We start from the raw sequence: 16,424 nt of genomic DNA on the forward strand, positions 1-16,424 counted from the left end.
AAATAAGGTAATCAACGCCCATTTACTCAGAGGTAACAGAATAACAGGATAAATAAGATCAGATGGCTATAGACGATGATACAGTAGGCAGTGCGGATATTTCTTCTGATCTCTCTAAGGAGAGTCAAAAGGTTGAAACATTGCCGGTTTTGCCTTTGAGGGATGTTGTTGTCTTCCCTCACATGGTTGTGCCGTTGTTTGTCGGGCGGGAGAAATCTGTTCGGGCGCTGGAAAAAGCCATGGAAGGTGATCATCGTGCCTTTTTGGTTACTCAAAAAGATCCGGGGCAAGATAATCCAGCCCGTGATGACCTTTATGATGTTGGTGTGGTTGCTTCCATTCTTCAATTATTGAAATTGCCTGATGGTGCCGTCAAGATACTTGTGGAGGGTGTCGAGCGGGCGCGTATTGAGCGTTTTGATGACGGTGAGGCTTGTATGGAAGCTCAAGTGGCCCCTGTCCCGGATGTTATTGAGGATGCTGAACATATTGAGGGTTTAGCCCGCTCTGCACGTCGTCGTTTTGAAAATTACGTTAAATTGAGCAAGAAGATCTCGTCGGATGTATTGGAGGTCATTGCCCGCGTTGATGATGTTGCATTGCTGGCTGATACCATGGCGGCGCATATTCAGGCCAAGCTGAGCGAACGTCAAGAGATGTTAGAGATTATATCTCTAACTGATCGGTTGGAGAAAATTTACATCTATATGGAAAAAGAAATTGGTGTTCTTCAGGTAGAGAAGAAAATTCGAGGCCGCGTAAAACATCAGATGGAGAAAAATCAGCGCGAGTATTATCTCAATGAGCAAATGAAGGCAATACAAAAGGAACTCGGGGAGAGCGAAGATGGTAAGGATGATATTGCCGAGCTGGAAGAGCGCATCGAAAAAGTGAAACTGACCAAAGCTGCCCGTGAAAAGGCGCGGGCGGAAATCAAAAAACTGCGTCAGATGAGTGGTATGTCAGCTGAATCATCCGTGGTGCGTAATTATCTGGATTGGATACTGTCGCTTCCCTGGGGTGCGAAGGGCCGCATAAAGAAAGATTTAAAGGCGGCTGAAAAAATACTTAACGAAGATCATTATGGTCTGGAGAAGGTTAAAGAAAGAATTCTTGAGTATTTAGCGGTGCAACAGCGCACTAATAAGATAAAAGGCCCGATTTTGTGTCTGGTTGGTCCACCGGGGGTAGGTAAAACATCTCTGGGGCGGTCTATTGCTAGGGCAACAGGACGCGGGTTTGTGCGTATGTCTTTAGGTGGTGTGCGGGACGAGGCTGAAATCCGCGGTCATCGTCGTACGTATATTGGCTCCATGCCCGGGCGGGTATTGCAGTCTTTGAAGAAAGTGAAATACAACAATCCGCTTTTTCTGCTTGATGAAATTGACAAACTGGGTGCCGATTTTCGGGGCGACCCATCGGCGGCCCTTCTGGAGGTGCTAGATCCGGAACAAAATAATGCCTTTGCGGATCACTATCTGGAACTGGATTACGATCTTAGCCATATCATGTTTGTGACGACAGCGAATACTCTTGATATTCCGCCTCCTCTGGCAGACCGTATGGAGATTATCCGGATTGCGGGATACACCGAAGACGAGAAGATCGAAATTGCACGCAGGCATTTGCTTCCTAAGGTCGTTGAGGCCCATGGGTTGTGCGAAGGAGAATGGTCTCTTGATGATGGTGCTCTGAAAGAACTGATCCGCACCTACACGAGAGAAGCGGGTGTGCGTAACCTTGAGAGAGAAATAAACAATTTAACCCGTAAGGCGGTGCGGAGTATTTTGACGGATGGGGTTGAGTCAATAAACGTAAGCACAAACAATCTGGCGGATTATGCCGGTGTGCCTAAATACCGGCATGGTGAAGCAGAGGAAAAAGATCAAGTCGGTGTTGTAACCGGGCTGGCTTGGACCGAGATGGGTGGTGAACTTCTAACCGTTGAGGGTGTTATAGCTCCCGGCAAAGGTAAGGTTACCATTACGGGTAATTTACGTGATGTGATGAAAGAGTCTGTCACGGCGGCGAACTCTTATGTGAAGTCGCGGGCATGCTCATTTGGCATAGAGCCTTCTTTGTTTGAGAAAAATGATATTCACGTTCATGTACCGGAAGGGGCTACCCCCAAAGACGGCCCTTCGGCGGGGATTGCCATGGCGGTGGCCATAGCCTCTACAATGGCCCACATTCCTGTGCGGCGGGATATTGCCATGACGGGAGAAATTACCCTGCGTGGCCGGGTGTTACCTATCGGCGGATTAAAGGAAAAATTGCTGGCCGCTTTGCGGGGAGGCATCAACACGGTACTTATCCCTCAGGAGAATGCCAGAGATTTACCTGATATTCCGGAGAAGGTCAAAGAGGCCCTTGAGATTATTCCGGTTGCCACGATGGATGATGTTATTGGTCGTGCTTTAACGAAAAAAGTGACCTCGCTCTCATCAGATGAGGGTGAGGGAGAACTCTATAATACACCGCAGGAGGCAACCGGTACGCCTCTTCAGGAAGCGGGCGAGACAATTATCGCTCACTGATTCAGATCTTTAAATATTGCCCGGGTATATATTGTTCGGGTGATTTCTCCTGATTGGAGATTAATGGAGTCCGGAGACCATAATGGGGGTCTTTTTTTCCCTTTTGTTGCGTTTCGTGCTTTCAGAGAAGGCACTGCGCCAAATATCCCCACTTTTGGCGCATATTTATGAAAGAGACAGTTTATTGTGCTTCTGCTGGATATATGGAATAGAATAGGGTGGTTGAGTGATTCTCCTACAAAACTCTTGCTTTTGGGTTTGACGAGGTAGAATTGAGTAGATAGACTCCACTGAGTCTGGGACATTAGGTCCATTTCCATAACTTGAGGGAAGGCGAGACAGTGAATAAAAATGATTTAATCTCAGCACTGGCTGAAAAAAACAATATTTCCAAAACCGATTCAGCAAAGCTGGTTGACAGTATGCTGGAAACTATTACGGGTTGCCTGAAATCAGGTGGTGAAGTGAGGCTGGTTGGCTTTGGTACGTTTTCCGTGACAAACCGTGCTGCTTCTAAAGGGCGTAATCCGAGGACGGGAGAGGTGATTGACATCAAAGCCTCTAAACAAGCTAAGTTCCGTGCCGGTAAGGCTCTCAAGGACTCCCTTAATCCTTAACGGTTCTTCTCTTTAGTATTTTGTGTAGATTCTTAACCGGAATCCTTACTGGAATCTTTGGGGCAGGGCTTTTCGTGTCAGATGGGAGCGTGGCATGTAATAGCGGCCCCGTGTGACGGCTTGTTATGGCAACGGGCGGTTAGCTCAGCTGGGAGAGCATTCGGTTTACACCCGAAAGGTCGGCAGTTCGATCCTGTCACCGCCCACCATGGGTGTCCAGTCTATCGGCTATTCAGTCTATATTGAACTACAGACGGAAGGACGGCCTGTTAATCCTATTAAGGATCTATCCGCTGACCAAGACTATCATAGATCTCATTATGCAAGACTTAGTCAGGAGGGCTTTACTTGACAGAGCCACGGTTGGTTGCGTAAATCCACTGCCGTCAACACTGTGGGGGTGTAGCTCAGTCTGGTTAGAGCGCCGGCCTGTCACGCCGGAGGTCGCGGGTTCGAGTCCCGTCACTCCCGCCATGTCGGTATATATTTAAGCCAGACGTGTGCCATGCTTTATCGGTGCCTGCTTGATATATTCTAGGCTATGAAAAGATGTAGCGGGAGCGTATAGTGTGGTAGCGATTGAGTGAAAAAAACTGGCGGTTGAGATAATGGCTGAACTTGTAGCCACCTATTTTCCGATACTTGTCTTTATGGGTTTGGCGGCAGGAATTGGCCTCGCCTTGATGCTATCTGCCTTTTTTATAGCACCCAGTAAGCCGGACCCTGTAAAACTTATGGCTTATGAATGTGGCTTTGACCCTTTTGATAATGCGCGCATGAAATTTGATGTGCGGTTTTATCTCGTAGCGCTCTTGTTTATTATTTTTGACCTTGAGGTTGCGTTCTTGTTTCCCTGGGCTGTTTCTCTTGGACATATAGGTATAGCGGGCTTTTGGTCTATGATGGTGTTTCTTGGCATTTTGATAGTTGGTTTTGCTTACGAGTGGAAGAAGGGGGCGTTGGAATGGGATTAAATGAGGCAGGGCAGCCGGCAGGTGGGGTAGAGCTATCTGAAGATCGGATGACAACGGCGCTGTCTGATAATTTGGTGGATAATCTGGCAGACAGGGGCTTTTTTGTAACGGCCTCTGATGCGCTTATTAACTGGGCGCGCACGGGATCTTTGCATTGGATGACGTTTGGACTTGCTTGTTGCGCCATAGAGATGATGCAAAGTTCCATGCCGCGCTATGATCTGGAGCGTTTTGGTTTTGCACCGAGGGCGTCTCCGCGTCAATCTGACGTGATGATTGTAGCGGGCACATTGACCAATAAAATGGCACCGGCTTTGCGGCGGGTTTACGATCAAATGCCGGAGCCCCGTTACGTCATCTCAATGGGGTCGTGCGCTAATGGAGGCGGATATTATCATTATTCTTACTCTGTGGTGCGGGGATGTGACCGTATTATCCCGGTAGATATTTACGTACCGGGGTGCCCTCCAACAGCCGAAGCACTGGTTTATGGGGTGATGCAGTTGCAAAAGAAGATACGTCGCACCGGCACTATTGACCGTTAACGGACAGGACAGAATTTATGGATGAGGCGTTAAGAGAACTTGAGGAGCACCTCGTTAATGTTTTAGGGGAACGGATTACGCAACGGGAAATAAGGCATGGCGAATTGACCGCTGTTACTGAGGCATCTCATATTATGAGCGTACTTAAGTTTTTGCGGGACGATGGGATGTGTCGGTTTACGGTTCTGCTGGATATATGTGGTGTGGATTATCCGGGTCGCCAACGACGTTTCGACATTGTCTATCATTTACTCAGCATGACCCGCAATTTAAGGATACGGATTAAATTGCCGGTTGGAGAAGGAACTATGGTTCCCAGTGTGTGTTCACTTTTTCCAACGGCAAACTGGTATGAGAGGGAGGCATTTGATTTGTATGGGGTGTTGTTTTCAAATCACCCTGATTTACGGCGTCTGCTGACGGATTATGGATTTGAGGGACATCCGTTGCGTAAGGATTTTCCCCTCACCGGTTATGTGGAAGTACGCTACGATGATGAACAAAAGCGGGTGGTGTATGGGCCGGTTAAATTAGCACAAGAATATAGAAACTTTGATTTCATGAGTCCCTGGGAAGGTATGGGGGGATCTATTGTCCGGTGATGTGAAGAGCGGTGATGCCTCCCTGTTGTCCGGTCAGGATAAATAGATAGGCCCGATGCAAGATACGGAACAGCGTACGTTCAGCATTAATTTTGGGCCTCAGCATCCTGCGGCTCATGGCGTGTTGCGTCTGGTGATGGAGTTAGACGGCGAGGTTGTTGAGAGAATAGACCCTCATATTGGCCTATTGCACCGCGGTACAGAAAAACTGATTGAACATAAGACGTATCTTCAGGCAGTACCATATTTTGATCGGCTTGATTATGTGGCCCCCATGAATCAAGAGCATGCATTTGCATTGGCTACAGAGCGGTTGTTGGGTATAACGCCACCCCCGCGGGGACAATATATAAGGGTGTTGTATAGCGAGATAGGGCGCTTGTTGAGTCATATACTCAACATTACGACACAGGCGTTGGATGTGGGCTCTTTAACGCCGCCTCTATGGGGGTTTGAAGAGCGGGAAAAACTGATGGTATTTTACGAGCGTGCCAGTGGTTCCCGTATGCATGCAGCGTATGTTCGCCCGGGAGGTGTTCATCAGGATTTGCCGCCGGATTTACTAGAGGATATTTACACCTTTTGTGATCCTTGCGAGCGAACGTTAGATGACATTGAGGAATTGCTGACGGAGAACCGTATTTTCAAACAACGCAATGTGGATATTGGCATTGTCTCAGCGGTTGAAGCCGAAGCATGGGGTTTTTCAGGTGTCATGGTGCGGGGCTCCGGTTTGGCGTGGGATTTACGCCGCTCGCAACCTTATGAGTGCTATAATGAGTTGGATTTTGATGTTCCGGTCGGTAAAAACGGCGACTGTTACGACCGCTATCTTGTGCGTGTGGAGGAATGTCGTCAGTCTCTAGGTATTATAAAGCAATGTATAGAGAAAATGCCGGGAGGGCCAGTTACAACCCAAAACGGTAAAATTGCCCCTCCCTCCCGGTCTGAAATGAAGCAATCTATGGAATCTCTCATACATCACTTCAAATTATATACGGAGGGTTATCATGTACCTGCCGGTGAAGTGTATGCTGCTGTAGAAGCGCCTAAAGGAGAGTTTGGCGTTTATTTGGTATCAGATGGAACCAATAAACCCTACCGGTGTAAAATTCGTGCACCTGGGTTTGCCCATCTGCAGGCTATGGATTTTTTGGGTAAGGGGCATTTACTGGCGGATGTCTCTGCTATATTGGGATCTCTGGACATTGTGTTTGGTGAAGTGGACCGCTAATGGTTGTAAGGCGACTTGACCCTGTACAACCGGCAAGCTTTGAGTTTACGCCGGAAAATAAAGCATGGGCGAAAGAGCAATTAGATAAATATCCCAAGGGACGGGAGAGCAGTGTTGTTGTCCCTTTGTTATGGCGCGCTCAGAAACAACACAGAGGCTGGTTATCGGAACCTGCTATTCGTTATGTGGCTGGTTTTTTGTCTATGTCGTACATCAGGGTTTATGAGGTCGCAACTTTTTATAGCATGTTTAGTTTGTCACCTGTAGGCGAGTATTTTGTACAACTGTGTGGCACGACGCCGTGCTGGTTGCGGGATACGGACACATTAAAAGACGCATGCCGTGAGGTGATAGGTCCGGAAAGGGCCGTCTCGGCAGACGGTAAGTTTAGCTGGTTGGAAGTGGAGTGCTTAGGGGCCTGTGTTAATGGACCGGTGGTACAAATCAACGATGACTATTATGAAGATCTTGACGGCAAAAAACTCACTGACATCTTGGTAGCATTGAGGCAAGGACAGGCTGTAGAGCCCGGGCCGCAAAGTGGACGTCATTCTTCTGAACCGGAACCAGAAGAGGAAAAAGTTTAATGCTATCGCAAGAAAACCGTATTTTTACCAATCTCTACGGGTTTGACGATTGGGGACTTAAAGGAGCGCAAGCACGTGGCGATTGGGATAATACGTCTTACATTGTGGCTATGGGTTCTGAGCAGATTATTGATGCCGTCAAGGCATCCGGCTTGCGCGGGCGGGGCGGGGCAGGGTTCCCAACCGGTCTTAAGTGGTCATTTATGCCTAAGCAGACTGGAGAGCGGCCTCATTATCTGGTGGTGAATGCAGACGAGTCCGAGCCGGGTACCTGCAAAGATCGCGATATCATGCGTCACGAGCCTCACAAACTGATTGAGGGGTGTCTGATTGCGGGCGCTACTATGAATGCTCACACGGGTTACATCTACATACGTGGTGAGTTTGTCCGTGAGCGTGAGATATTAGAGGCCGCCATCGCTCAAGCTTATGAAGCGGGTTTGTTAGGGGTGAATGCAGCAGAATCGGGGTTTCATTTTGACCTTTATGTGCACCACGGAGCCGGGGCTTATATTTGCGGTGAAGAGACAGCCCTTCTGGAAAGTCTGGAGGGCAAAAAAGGAATGCCCCGTATGAAACCGCCATTTCCGGCTAATGTAGGGCTTTATGGGTGTCCGACCACTGTCAATAATGTTGAGAGTATTGCAGTTGTGCCTACTATTTTGCGCCGGGGCAGCGAATGGTTTGCCAGCCTTGGACGTCCCAATAACACGGGCACCAAGATATTTTGTATCTCAGGTCATGTGAATAGGCCTTGCAATGTAGAAGAGGAGATGGGTATTCCCCTTAAATTGCTGATTGAAGAACACGCTGGCGGCGTGCGGGGTGGTTGGGATAATCTGTTGGCGGTTATTCCCGGAGGCTCATCAGTACCTTTATTGCCCAAGAGTATTTGCGACCATGTGTATATGGATTTTGACTCGTTAAGTGACGTTCAATCGGGTCTTGGTACAGCAGCAGTAATTGTGATGGATAAAAGTACGGATATTATTAAGGCGGTTGCCCGCCTAGCTGCCTTCTATAAACATGAAAGTTGTGGTCAGTGTACGCCCTGCCGGGAGGGAACGGGTTGGATGTGGCGGGTTCTTGAGCGCATGGTGCGGGGTAAAGCTTCGGCATCGGAAATTGATTTGCTATTGGATGTCACCTATCAGGTAGAAGGGCATACGATTTGTGCTCTTGGAGATGCGGCTGCATGGCCGGTTCAGGGGTTAATCAGACATTTTCGTCCTGAGATTGAAGAAAGGATTGCAGTCCGTGGCGGGCAGGTTGAATCTAAACCTGCCCGGACGGCGGAATAGAATGGTTGAGGGCTAATGCCAAAACTTACCGTAGATGGCATAGAGGTTGAAGTTGCCGAAGGTGAGACGTTGCTTCACGCTTGTGAAGAGGCGGGCGCTGAGATACCCCGCTTTTGTTATCATGAACGTCTTTCGGTTGCCGGAAATTGCCGCATGTGTCTGGTGGAGGTTGAAAAATCCCCCAAGCCGATTGCCAGTTGCGCCATGCCTGTAGCAGACGGCATGGTGGTTCATACTAAAACGCCAACCGTTATTAAAGCCCGAAAGGGTGTGATGGAGTTTCTCCTGATTAATCACCCCTTAGATTGCCCTATATGCGACCAAGGCGGTGAGTGTGATTTGCAAGATCAAGCCATGGCCTACGGCGTTGATACCAGCCGTTTTGGAGAAAACAAGCGAGCGGTAGAAGATAAATATATGGGACCCTTGGTCAAGACCATTATGACGCGCTGTATTCATTGTACACGATGTGTACGTTTTGTTGCTGAAGTGGGAGGAGTGGATGATTTGGGTGCTATAGGTCGTGGTGAGGATATGGAGATTTCCACGTGGCTGGAGAAATCCATCAACTCAGAGTTATCCGGCAACATTATCGACCTTTGCCCTGTGGGAGCACTTACGGCTAAGCCTTATGCGTTTACGGCACGGCCTTGGGAGCTGCGCAAGACGGAAACCATTGATGTCATGGATGCAGCGGGTTCTAACATACGGATTGATGCCCGTGGCCGTGAGGTGATGCGTATTTTGCCCCGGGTCAATGATGAGGTAAATGAGGAGTGGATTTCTGACAAAACCCGATTTGTATGGGATGGTTTGAAAAACCAGCGTCTTGACCAACCCTATGTGCGGGATGATGGTGTTTTGCGGCCCACCAGTTGGGGAGAGGCTTTTGAGCGGATTGCACATCATGCAGGGCGAGCGAAACCTGATGCCATTGCGGCTTTAGCGGGCGATATGGTATGTGGCGAGTCTGTTAAGGCGTTAAAAGATCTGATGGTCGCTCTGGGTTCACCTCATCGGGATTGCCGTCAGGATGGTGCCAAAATTGGCGGTAACCGTGCCAATTATCTTTTTAATAGCACCATTGCCGGTATAGAAAAGGCAGATGCCTTGCTTTTAGTAGGTAGTAATCCCCGCTATGAAGCCCCTGTTATCAATGCGCGCCTTCGTAAGCGTTGGCGGTCCGGACCCTTTCCCGTGAGCATTATCGGGGGGCCGTTTGATCTAACTTATGAGGCGAGTTTGTTGGGGGCCGGACCGGAAGCATTGGACTATGTAGTTTCCGGCACACATTCTTTTTATGAAGTATTGAAGCGGGCCGAGCGCCCCATGATAATTTTAGGAATGGGTGCTCTGGCAAGAGCCGATGGAGCGGCCGTCTTTAATAAAGCAGTGGCCCTCGCTCATGAAACTGGCGTCATTAGTCAAGACTGGAACGGCTTTAATGTTCTGCATACGGCAGCGGGGCGGGTTACGGGCCTTGATTTAGGATTCTTACCGGGCGAAGGCGGGCGCGATACGCAACAGATTATTGCGGCTGCACAAGAGGGTGCTCTTGATCTGGTTTATCTGCTAGGCGTTGATGAAATTGACATGGAGGATTTTGACAAGACGTTTGTGATTTATCAAGGCAGTCATGGTGACAGAGGCGCCCATGGGGCAGATGTTATACTGCCAGGGGTTGCCTATACGGAAAAAGATGCCATCTGGGTAAACACTGAGGGCCGCGTTCAATATGGTAAACGTGCTGTTTCTCCCCCGGGAGAGGCGCGCGAAGACTGGCGTATCCTCCGTACCTTATCTGAGGTTCTGGGGCATAAATTGCCTTATGACACACAGGCATCACTACGAGATTCTATAATTGAGGATGCCCCTCATTTTGCTTTTGACGGGATTATTACAACACCGGAGCATCCCGTTCAGCCGATTCCTGACACAATCACCGCGTCAGGGTTAGAGCCTTTTGTGTCCCCCATAGTGGATTTTTATTTTACTAACCCTATAGCGCGGGCCAGTGTAACGATGTCTGAATGTAGCAGGGTTGCTCTAGAAGTGCTGCAGGACGAACAGCGCAAGACGGCGCTTTAATCTATGATTGAATTCTGGACAGAATATGGCTTGCCATTAGTTTGGACGATTATTCACAGTCTGGCTGTGGTTGTTGTCTTGTTAGTGTCGTTAGCCTTTGTTATGTATGCTGACCGTAAAATATGGGCGGCGGTTCAGATGCGGCGTGGGCCTAATGTTGTAGGGCCATGGGGGTTGCTGCAATCTTTTGCTGATCTTCTCAAATATGTCTTTAAGGAAGTCGTTATTCCGTCCAGAGCCAACAGAGGGGTCTTTTTGTTGGCCCCTTTTGTTACGTTCTTTCTGGCCATAAGCGCCTGGGCAGTTATCCCCGCTAATGACGGATGGGCTGTGGCCGATATCAATGTAGGCGTACTTTATATATTCGCTATTTCATCCCTATCCGTTTACGGCATTATTATGGGGGGTTGGGCATCCAATTCAAAGTATCCCTTTTTGGGAGCTTTGCGGTCGGCAGCGCAGATGGTGTCTTATGAAGTATCAATCGGCTTTGTTATTATCACTGTGTTGTTATGTGCAGGGTCATTAAACTTATCCGAAATTGTGCTGGCACAAAAAAACGTCTGGTTTTTTATTCCTCTCTTTCCAATGTTCATTGTGTTTTTTATTTCGGCTCTGGCAGAGACCAACCGTCCACCTTTTGACTTGCCTGAAGCCGAATCAGAACTTGTCGCAGGCTTTATGGTTGAATACTCCTCAACGCCATTTCTACTATTTATGATCGGAGAACTCGCTAACGTCATTTTAATGTGCGCCCTGGGAACTATTTTGTTTCTGGGGGGTTGGTTGCCACCCGTAGATATAGCTCCCTTTAATTGGTTATCCGGGGTGGGGTGGTTCTTTTTAAAGGTCATCTTTCTGTTTTTTATGATATCTATGGTAAAGGCCATCGTGCCCCGATATCGTTATGACCAGCTGATGCGTTTGGGGTGGAAGGTATTTTTACCCTTAACGTTATTTTATGTCATCGCTACGGCAGGTGTATTAGTTTTCTTTGATATTCTACCGGCGTAAAGATCAAAATAGTGAGTAGGGTAGCAACAATGAAAGATACAAATAAATGCTATCTATAGTGCGTGTTATAAAACCTCTGTTGCTTAAAGAATTCTGGGGTGCTTTGGCATTAGGGTTGCGCTATTTTGTGCAACCTAAGGCTACTCTTAATTATCCACATGAAAAAGGGCCGCTCTCGCCGCGTTTTAGAGGCGAGCATGCTCTACGGCGTTATCCTAACGGAGAAGAACGCTGTATTGCCTGTAAATTGTGTGAAGCCATTTGCCCTGCTCAGGCGATTACTATAGAAGCAGCGCCACGTAATGAAGACGGAACGCGTCGTACTATCCGGTATGACATTGATATGGTTAAATGTATTTATTGTGGTTTTTGTCAGGAGGCCTGTCCGGTAGATGCTATTGTAGAAGGGCCTAATTTTGAGTTTGCTGTTGAAACACGTGAGGAACTTCTCTACGACAAGGAGCGATTGTTGGACAATGGTGATCGCTGGGAGCGCTCTATTGCCGAAAATTTAGCCAAAGACGCACCATATCGGTAGAATTATCGCGAGGGGATTTGGTGTGATCATTTACGAACTGGCCTTTTATGTATTTTCCACCGTAGTGGTGGGGTCAGGCTTTATGGTGATTGCCGCACGTAATCCGGTGCATTCCGTTCTTTTCCTTATTATGGCGTTTTTCAGCGCGGCGGGGTTATTTATTTTAGCAGGCGCGGAGTTTTTAGCATTTATTTTGATTGTAGTTTACGTAGGGGCTGTTGCGGTCTTGTTTTTGTTTGTTGTCATGATGTTGGATGTTGACTTTGCTAAACTAAAACGAGGATTCTTGCAATACCTACCGACAGGCAGTCTTGTGGGCATTATTTTGCTGGTTGAACTTGTTTTGGTGCTAGGAAGTTGGGGGGTGCGTCCAGAAACTTTGTCGGGTATCGCTACGCCTGTACCTGAACCGGCAACGTTGACAAACACTGAAGCGATTGGTGCGATCCTCTATACAAATTACATATATTTTTTTCAAGCGGCGGGTCTTATTTTGCTGGTTGCTATGATTGGTGCCATCACCCTTACCCTGCGCCACAGAGACCGGGTGCGTCGGCAAGTAATATATGAACAGGTTGCCCGAAAACCTAAAGAGGCGGTTGCACTCAAAAACATAAAACCCGGGGATGGTGTTTGAATCATGCTTGTAGGGTTAGGACATTTTCTTACTGTTGGAGCTATTCTTTTTGCTCTTGGCATTTTTGGTATTTTTCTTAATCGAAAAAACGTCCTTATTATTTTGATGTCGATCGAGCTAATAATGCTGGCAGTGAATATCAATCTGGTAGCTTTTTCGGCCGCTCTGGGAGATTTAACCGGACAGATATTTGCACTCTTAGCCCTCACGGTAGCCGCCGCAGAAGCGGCGATTGGTCTGGCCATTTTGGTGACCTATTTCCGCAACCGCGGCACTATTGCCGTGGAAGATATTAATCTTATGAAGGGGTAACAAGAGTGGCACAGGCAGTTTTGTTTCTCCCTCTCGTGGGTGCTTTAATTGCAGGTCTGGGTCATCGTTGGATTGGTGACCGTGGGGCTATGGCTTTCACTACAGTGCTGCTTGTTATCTCGGCAACGCTGTCATTGATTATTTTTTATCAGGTAGGTTTTGAAGGGGCGGTTATTTATGATTTTATTTTCCCTTGGATAAATGTGGGTGATGTTATCACTGAGTGGGCTATTTATGTAGATACACTTACCGCTGTCATGCTGGTAGTGGTCACCGGTATTTCAAGCCTAGTGCATATATATTCCATAGGCTATATGTCTCACGACCCTCACCGGGCACGGTTTTTTGCCTATCTGTCACTGTTCACCTTCATGATGCTGGCGTTGGTTACGGCGGATAATTTTTTACAGCTGTTTTTTGGATGGGAAGGAGTGGGGTTAGCCTCTTATTTATTAATTGGCTTTTGGTACAAAAAACCTTCTGCCAATGCGGCAGCTATTAAGGCTTTTGTTGTTAACCGTATTGGTGATTTTGGATTGTTGTTAGGGATTTGCGCTATCTTTTATCTGTTTGGTTCTCTTGATTATAATATCGTTTTCGAAAAAGCGTCGGATATGGAGCGTGAAAATTTTCTCCTTTTTGGACAAGAGTTCAACGCTATCACCGTGATTTGCCTACTCTTGTTCATGGGTGCCATGGGTAAGTCTGCACAGTTTTTTCTTCATACATGGTTACCAGATGCTATGGAGGGGCCAACGCCAGTCTCAGCTCTTATTCATGCGGCTACTATGGTAACAGCGGGTGTGTTTTTGGTAGCGCGGTGTTCGCCACTTTTTTCTTTGTCTCCGGATGCCTTGATGGTTGTTACCGTGATAGGTGCAACAACAGCTTTTTTTGCTGCCACGGTGGCTGTTACCCAGAACGATATTAAACGTGTGGTGGCATATTCCACTTGCTCCCAGCTGGGGTATATGTTTGTAGCGCTTGGATTAGGTGCTTATGAAGCAGGAATTTTTCATCTTTTTACTCATGCTTTCTTTAAGGCTCTTTTATTTTTAAGTGCCGGGTCTGTTATTCATGCCTTGTCTGATGAACAAGACATGCAACGTATGGGGGGTGTTAAATCTCTGCTTCCTGCTACATATACCATGATGCTTATTGGTGTTTTGGCCCTGACAGGACTACCCCTAACGGCAGGATATTTCTCTAAGGATGTGATTATTGAAGCCGCCTATATGTCGCACTCTGCTGCTCATGCCTATGCCTTTACTCTTACTCTTGTAGCCGCATTCTTAACGGCATTTTATTCATGGCGATTAATTTTTCTTACTTTTCATGGTGAAATGCGCACCGATGCGGGATCTCTTTCTCATGTCCATGAAAGTTCTCCCGTTATGTTGATACCACTTCTTATATTGGCGATAGGGTCTCTGTTTACGGGAATATTGTTTGTTGAGTTTTTTGTGGGAGAAGAGCGCAATATTTTTTGGCGAACGTCTATTGTAGTTCAAACTGGTAATGAGGTTTTAAATGAGATTCATGATGCACCATCCTGGGTTGTGTGGAGTCCGACCCTTGCTCTTGTTTTAGGGTTTGTGCTGGCGTGGTACCTCTACATACGCAAACCTGATATACCTTCTTCCCTAGCCCGTGCCCATGATATCATATACCGCTTTTTGCTTAATAAGTGGTACTTTGATGAAATCTATGATGCGCTTTTTACACGTCCGGCGCTGCGATTAGGGAGGCTTTTATGGAAACAGGGTGATGGTGCTTTAATTGATGGCCTGGGGCCAGATGGCATTGCGGCGCGTGTTTTGACTATCACACGTAGTGTTGTCAGGTTGCAGACGGGCTATCTCTATCATTATGCCTTTATTATGCTGATTGGGATTGCCGCCCTTATTACTTGGTTTATGGTGCAAGGGTAGGGGGCGTGTCATCTAATTTTATTCTTTCTCTTATGACGTTCCTGCCATTGGCGGGAACGCTTGTTATTCTCACCATACGGGGAGAAGAAGAGATCGTTGCCCGCAATGCGCGTCATGTGGCGTTGTGGACAACGCTGGCGACGTTATTGATTGCTCTTGGTATTTGGGCAAATTTTGACCCCAGCACACCAGATTTTCAATTTGTAGAGCGGCGTGCATGGTTAGGGGGCAGTATCACCTATCACATGGGTGTGGATGGCATATCGCTTCTCCTCGTCGTGCTTACGGCTTTTCTAACTCCTTTATGTATTCTAGCGAGTTGGATATCCATCACCAAGCAGGTCAGGAATTATATGATTGCCTTTTTGGTGCTGGAAACATTGATGATTGGTGTTTTCTGTTCTCTTGATCTGGTGTTGTTTTATTTATTCTTTGAAGGAGGGCTTATCCCCATGTTCCTTATTATAGGAGTATGGGGGGGAGAACGGCGCGTTTATGCCAGCTTTAAATTTTTTCTTTATACACTTCTGGGTTCTATCCTCATGCTGTTGGCCATCATGGTCATGTATTGGCAAGCTGGTACAACTGATATTATTGCGCTGTTATCGCACGATTTTCCGCCCGCAATACAAACCTGGTTATGGCTCGCTTTTTTTGCCTCTTTTGCCGTAAAATTGCCTATGTGGCCCGTGCATACGTGGTTGCCAGACGCTCACGTTGAGGCTCCAACTGCTGGCTCTGTTATTTTAGCAGGTGTGCTTCTTAAAATGGGCGGTTATGGTTTTTTACGCTTTTCGCTACCGATGTTTCCTCTGGCTAGCGATTATTTTGCGCCATTGGTTTATGCCCTGAGCGTGATTGCCATTATCTATACATCACTGGTTGCTCTTGCACAGGAGGATATCAAAAAGCTTATCGCGTACTCATCGGTAGCACACATGGGGTTTGTTACTATAGGTGTGTTTAGCCTAACTGAACAGGGGATGCAGGGAGGATTATTTCAAATGCTCTCTCATGGTTGGGTTTCGGGGGCTCTATTTTTGTGTGTGGGCATTGTGTACGATAGGATTCACACTAGGAAAATCGCGGACTATGGGGGGTTGGCTAACAGAATGCCTATTTATGCCTTCTGTTTTATGTTGTTTACGCTGGCTAATGTGGGTTTGCCGGGAACCAGTGGTTTTGTGGGTGAATTTTTATCCATTATAGGTGTCTTCCAGATTGAACCCGTGGTTGCCGTTTTGGCTACAACGGGCATTATTTTAAGTGCAGTGTATGCGCTTTTCTTATATCGGCGTATTGTTTTCGGGGAGCTTGAGCGAGAAAATTTAAAAGATATTCTTGATATGAATCACCGCGAAATTATTACTATTGCCCCTTTACTCGTAGCAGTTTTGTTTTTTGGTCTTTATCCGGAGGCGATATTTTCGGTAACAGCGGTTTCGGTTGAAAACCTTATAAGCGGATACAGAGACGCGCTAGCGCGATAGTAGAGCAGGTTAGAGGA

General features: G+C 47.3%; 15 protein-coding genes and 2 tRNA genes. All 17 read left to right on the top strand.

All coding sequences use genetic code 11. The features are described from left to right. Positions 1 to 62 precede the first annotated feature (62 nt). The 17 genes from lon (at position 63) to V6Z81_01000 (ending at position 16,407) form a co-directional block, all read left to right on the top strand. Complete coding sequence (gene lon, locus V6Z81_00920; GenBank protein MEG9861059.1) at positions 63 to 2,537, top strand: endopeptidase La; 2,475 nt, start codon at positions 63 to 65, stop codon at positions 2,535 to 2,537. Between the two features lie 323 nt (positions 2,538 to 2,860). After that, positions 2,861 to 3,154: an HU family DNA-binding protein gene (locus V6Z81_00925; GenBank protein ID MEG9861060.1), complete on the top strand. Its 294-nt coding sequence runs from the start codon at positions 2,861 to 2,863 to the stop codon at positions 3,152 to 3,154. 133 nt (positions 3,155 to 3,287) lie between these two features. After that, positions 3,288 to 3,363, top strand: a tRNA-Val gene (locus V6Z81_00930). Between the two features lie 187 nt (positions 3,364 to 3,550). Next, a tRNA-Asp gene (locus tag V6Z81_00935) sits at positions 3,551 to 3,628 on the top strand. A 134-nt stretch (positions 3,629 to 3,762) separates the two neighbouring features. Further along, on the top strand, positions 3,763 to 4,128 hold the full coding sequence (locus V6Z81_00940; protein MEG9861061.1) for an NADH-quinone oxidoreductase subunit A: 366 nt from the start codon (positions 3,763 to 3,765) through the stop codon (positions 4,126 to 4,128). A gap of 47 nt (positions 4,129 to 4,175) precedes the next feature. Further along, on the top strand, positions 4,176 to 4,673 hold the full coding sequence (locus V6Z81_00945; protein ID MEG9861062.1) for an NADH-quinone oxidoreductase subunit B family protein: 498 nt from the start codon (positions 4,176 to 4,178) through the stop codon (positions 4,671 to 4,673). Between the two features lie 17 nt (positions 4,674 to 4,690). Continuing rightward, positions 4,691 to 5,275 (top strand): NADH-quinone oxidoreductase subunit C, encoded by a 585-nt coding sequence (locus V6Z81_00950; protein ID MEG9861063.1) that lies wholly within the window; start codon positions 4,691 to 4,693, stop codon positions 5,273 to 5,275. 55 nt (positions 5,276 to 5,330) lie between these two features. Further along, positions 5,331 to 6,509 (top strand): NADH-quinone oxidoreductase subunit D, encoded by a 1,179-nt coding sequence (locus V6Z81_00955; protein ID MEG9861064.1) that lies wholly within the window; start codon positions 5,331 to 5,333, stop codon positions 6,507 to 6,509. Then, a complete protein-coding gene (gene nuoE, locus V6Z81_00960; GenBank protein ID MEG9861065.1) occupies positions 6,509 to 7,096 on the top strand; it encodes an NADH-quinone oxidoreductase subunit NuoE in 588 nt (195 codons plus the stop codon). Before V6Z81_00955 ends, nuoE begins: the two co-directional genes overlap by 1 nt. Beyond that, a complete protein-coding gene (gene nuoF / locus V6Z81_00965; GenBank protein ID MEG9861066.1) occupies positions 7,096 to 8,397 on the top strand; it encodes an NADH-quinone oxidoreductase subunit NuoF in 1,302 nt (433 codons plus the stop codon). Before nuoE ends, nuoF begins: the two co-directional genes overlap by 1 nt. Positions 8,398 to 8,412: 15 nt before the next feature. Next, the gene (nuoG, locus tag V6Z81_00970) at positions 8,413 to 10,485 is read left to right on the top strand and encodes an NADH-quinone oxidoreductase subunit NuoG (protein ID MEG9861067.1); all 2,073 of its coding nucleotides are present in this window, start codon (positions 8,413 to 8,415) and stop codon (positions 10,483 to 10,485) included. 3 nt (positions 10,486 to 10,488) lie between these two features. Continuing rightward, positions 10,489 to 11,499 (top strand): NADH-quinone oxidoreductase subunit NuoH, encoded by a 1,011-nt coding sequence (gene nuoH / locus V6Z81_00975; protein ID MEG9861068.1) that lies wholly within the window; start codon positions 10,489 to 10,491, stop codon positions 11,497 to 11,499. 46 nt (positions 11,500 to 11,545) lie between these two features. Beyond that, positions 11,546 to 12,037 (top strand): NADH-quinone oxidoreductase subunit NuoI, encoded by a 492-nt coding sequence (nuoI, locus tag V6Z81_00980; protein MEG9861069.1) that lies wholly within the window; start codon positions 11,546 to 11,548, stop codon positions 12,035 to 12,037. A 22-nt stretch (positions 12,038 to 12,059) separates the two neighbouring features. Next, positions 12,060 to 12,674, top strand: a complete 615-nt coding sequence (locus tag V6Z81_00985; GenBank protein MEG9861070.1) for an NADH-quinone oxidoreductase subunit J — start codon at positions 12,060 to 12,062, stop codon at positions 12,672 to 12,674. 3 nt (positions 12,675 to 12,677) lie between these two features. Next, positions 12,678 to 12,986 carry an NADH-quinone oxidoreductase subunit NuoK gene (nuoK, locus tag V6Z81_00990; GenBank protein ID MEG9861071.1) on the top strand — a complete coding sequence of 103 codons (309 nt, stop codon included), beginning with the start codon at positions 12,678 to 12,680 and terminating at the stop codon, positions 12,984 to 12,986. A 5-nt stretch (positions 12,987 to 12,991) separates the two neighbouring features. After that, positions 12,992 to 14,917: an NADH-quinone oxidoreductase subunit L gene (gene nuoL, locus V6Z81_00995; protein ID MEG9861072.1), complete on the top strand. Its 1,926-nt coding sequence runs from the start codon at positions 12,992 to 12,994 to the stop codon at positions 14,915 to 14,917. Between the two features lie 5 nt (positions 14,918 to 14,922). Next, positions 14,923 to 16,407 (top strand): NADH-quinone oxidoreductase subunit M, encoded by a 1,485-nt coding sequence (locus tag V6Z81_01000; GenBank protein ID MEG9861073.1) that lies wholly within the window; start codon positions 14,923 to 14,925, stop codon positions 16,405 to 16,407. The last annotated feature ends 17 nt before the right edge of the window (positions 16,408 to 16,424 follow it).

It is taken from the genome of Parvularculales bacterium, from assembly GCA_036881865.1.
GTDB lineage: Bacteria > Pseudomonadota > Alphaproteobacteria > JAPOUT01 > JBAJNM01 > JBAJNM01.

What these genes read in the sequence shown, in the direction of transcription:
- lon (MEG9861059.1), top strand. Translation starts at nt 63, where the DNA reads ATGGCTATAGACGATGATACAGTAGGCAGTGCGGATATTTCTTCTGAT.
- V6Z81_00940 (MEG9861061.1), top strand. Translation starts at nt 3,763, where the DNA reads ATGGCTGAACTTGTAGCCACCTATTTTCCGATACTTGTCTTTATGGGT.
- V6Z81_00945 (MEG9861062.1), top strand. Translation starts at nt 4,176, where the DNA reads ATGACAACGGCGCTGTCTGATAATTTGGTGGATAATCTGGCAGACAGG.
- V6Z81_00950 (MEG9861063.1), top strand. Translation starts at nt 4,691, where the DNA reads ATGGATGAGGCGTTAAGAGAACTTGAGGAGCACCTCGTTAATGTTTTA.
- V6Z81_00955 (MEG9861064.1), top strand. Translation starts at nt 5,331, where the DNA reads ATGCAAGATACGGAACAGCGTACGTTCAGCATTAATTTTGGGCCTCAG.
- nuoE (MEG9861065.1), top strand. Translation starts at nt 6,509, where the DNA reads ATGGTTGTAAGGCGACTTGACCCTGTACAACCGGCAAGCTTTGAGTTT.
- nuoF (MEG9861066.1), top strand. Translation starts at nt 7,096, where the DNA reads ATGCTATCGCAAGAAAACCGTATTTTTACCAATCTCTACGGGTTTGAC.
- nuoG (MEG9861067.1), top strand. Translation starts at nt 8,413, where the DNA reads ATGCCAAAACTTACCGTAGATGGCATAGAGGTTGAAGTTGCCGAAGGT.
- nuoH (MEG9861068.1), top strand. Translation starts at nt 10,489, where the DNA reads ATGATTGAATTCTGGACAGAATATGGCTTGCCATTAGTTTGGACGATT.
- nuoI (MEG9861069.1), top strand. Translation starts at nt 11,546, where the DNA reads ATGCTATCTATAGTGCGTGTTATAAAACCTCTGTTGCTTAAAGAATTC.
- nuoK (MEG9861071.1), top strand. Translation starts at nt 12,678, where the DNA reads ATGCTTGTAGGGTTAGGACATTTTCTTACTGTTGGAGCTATTCTTTTT.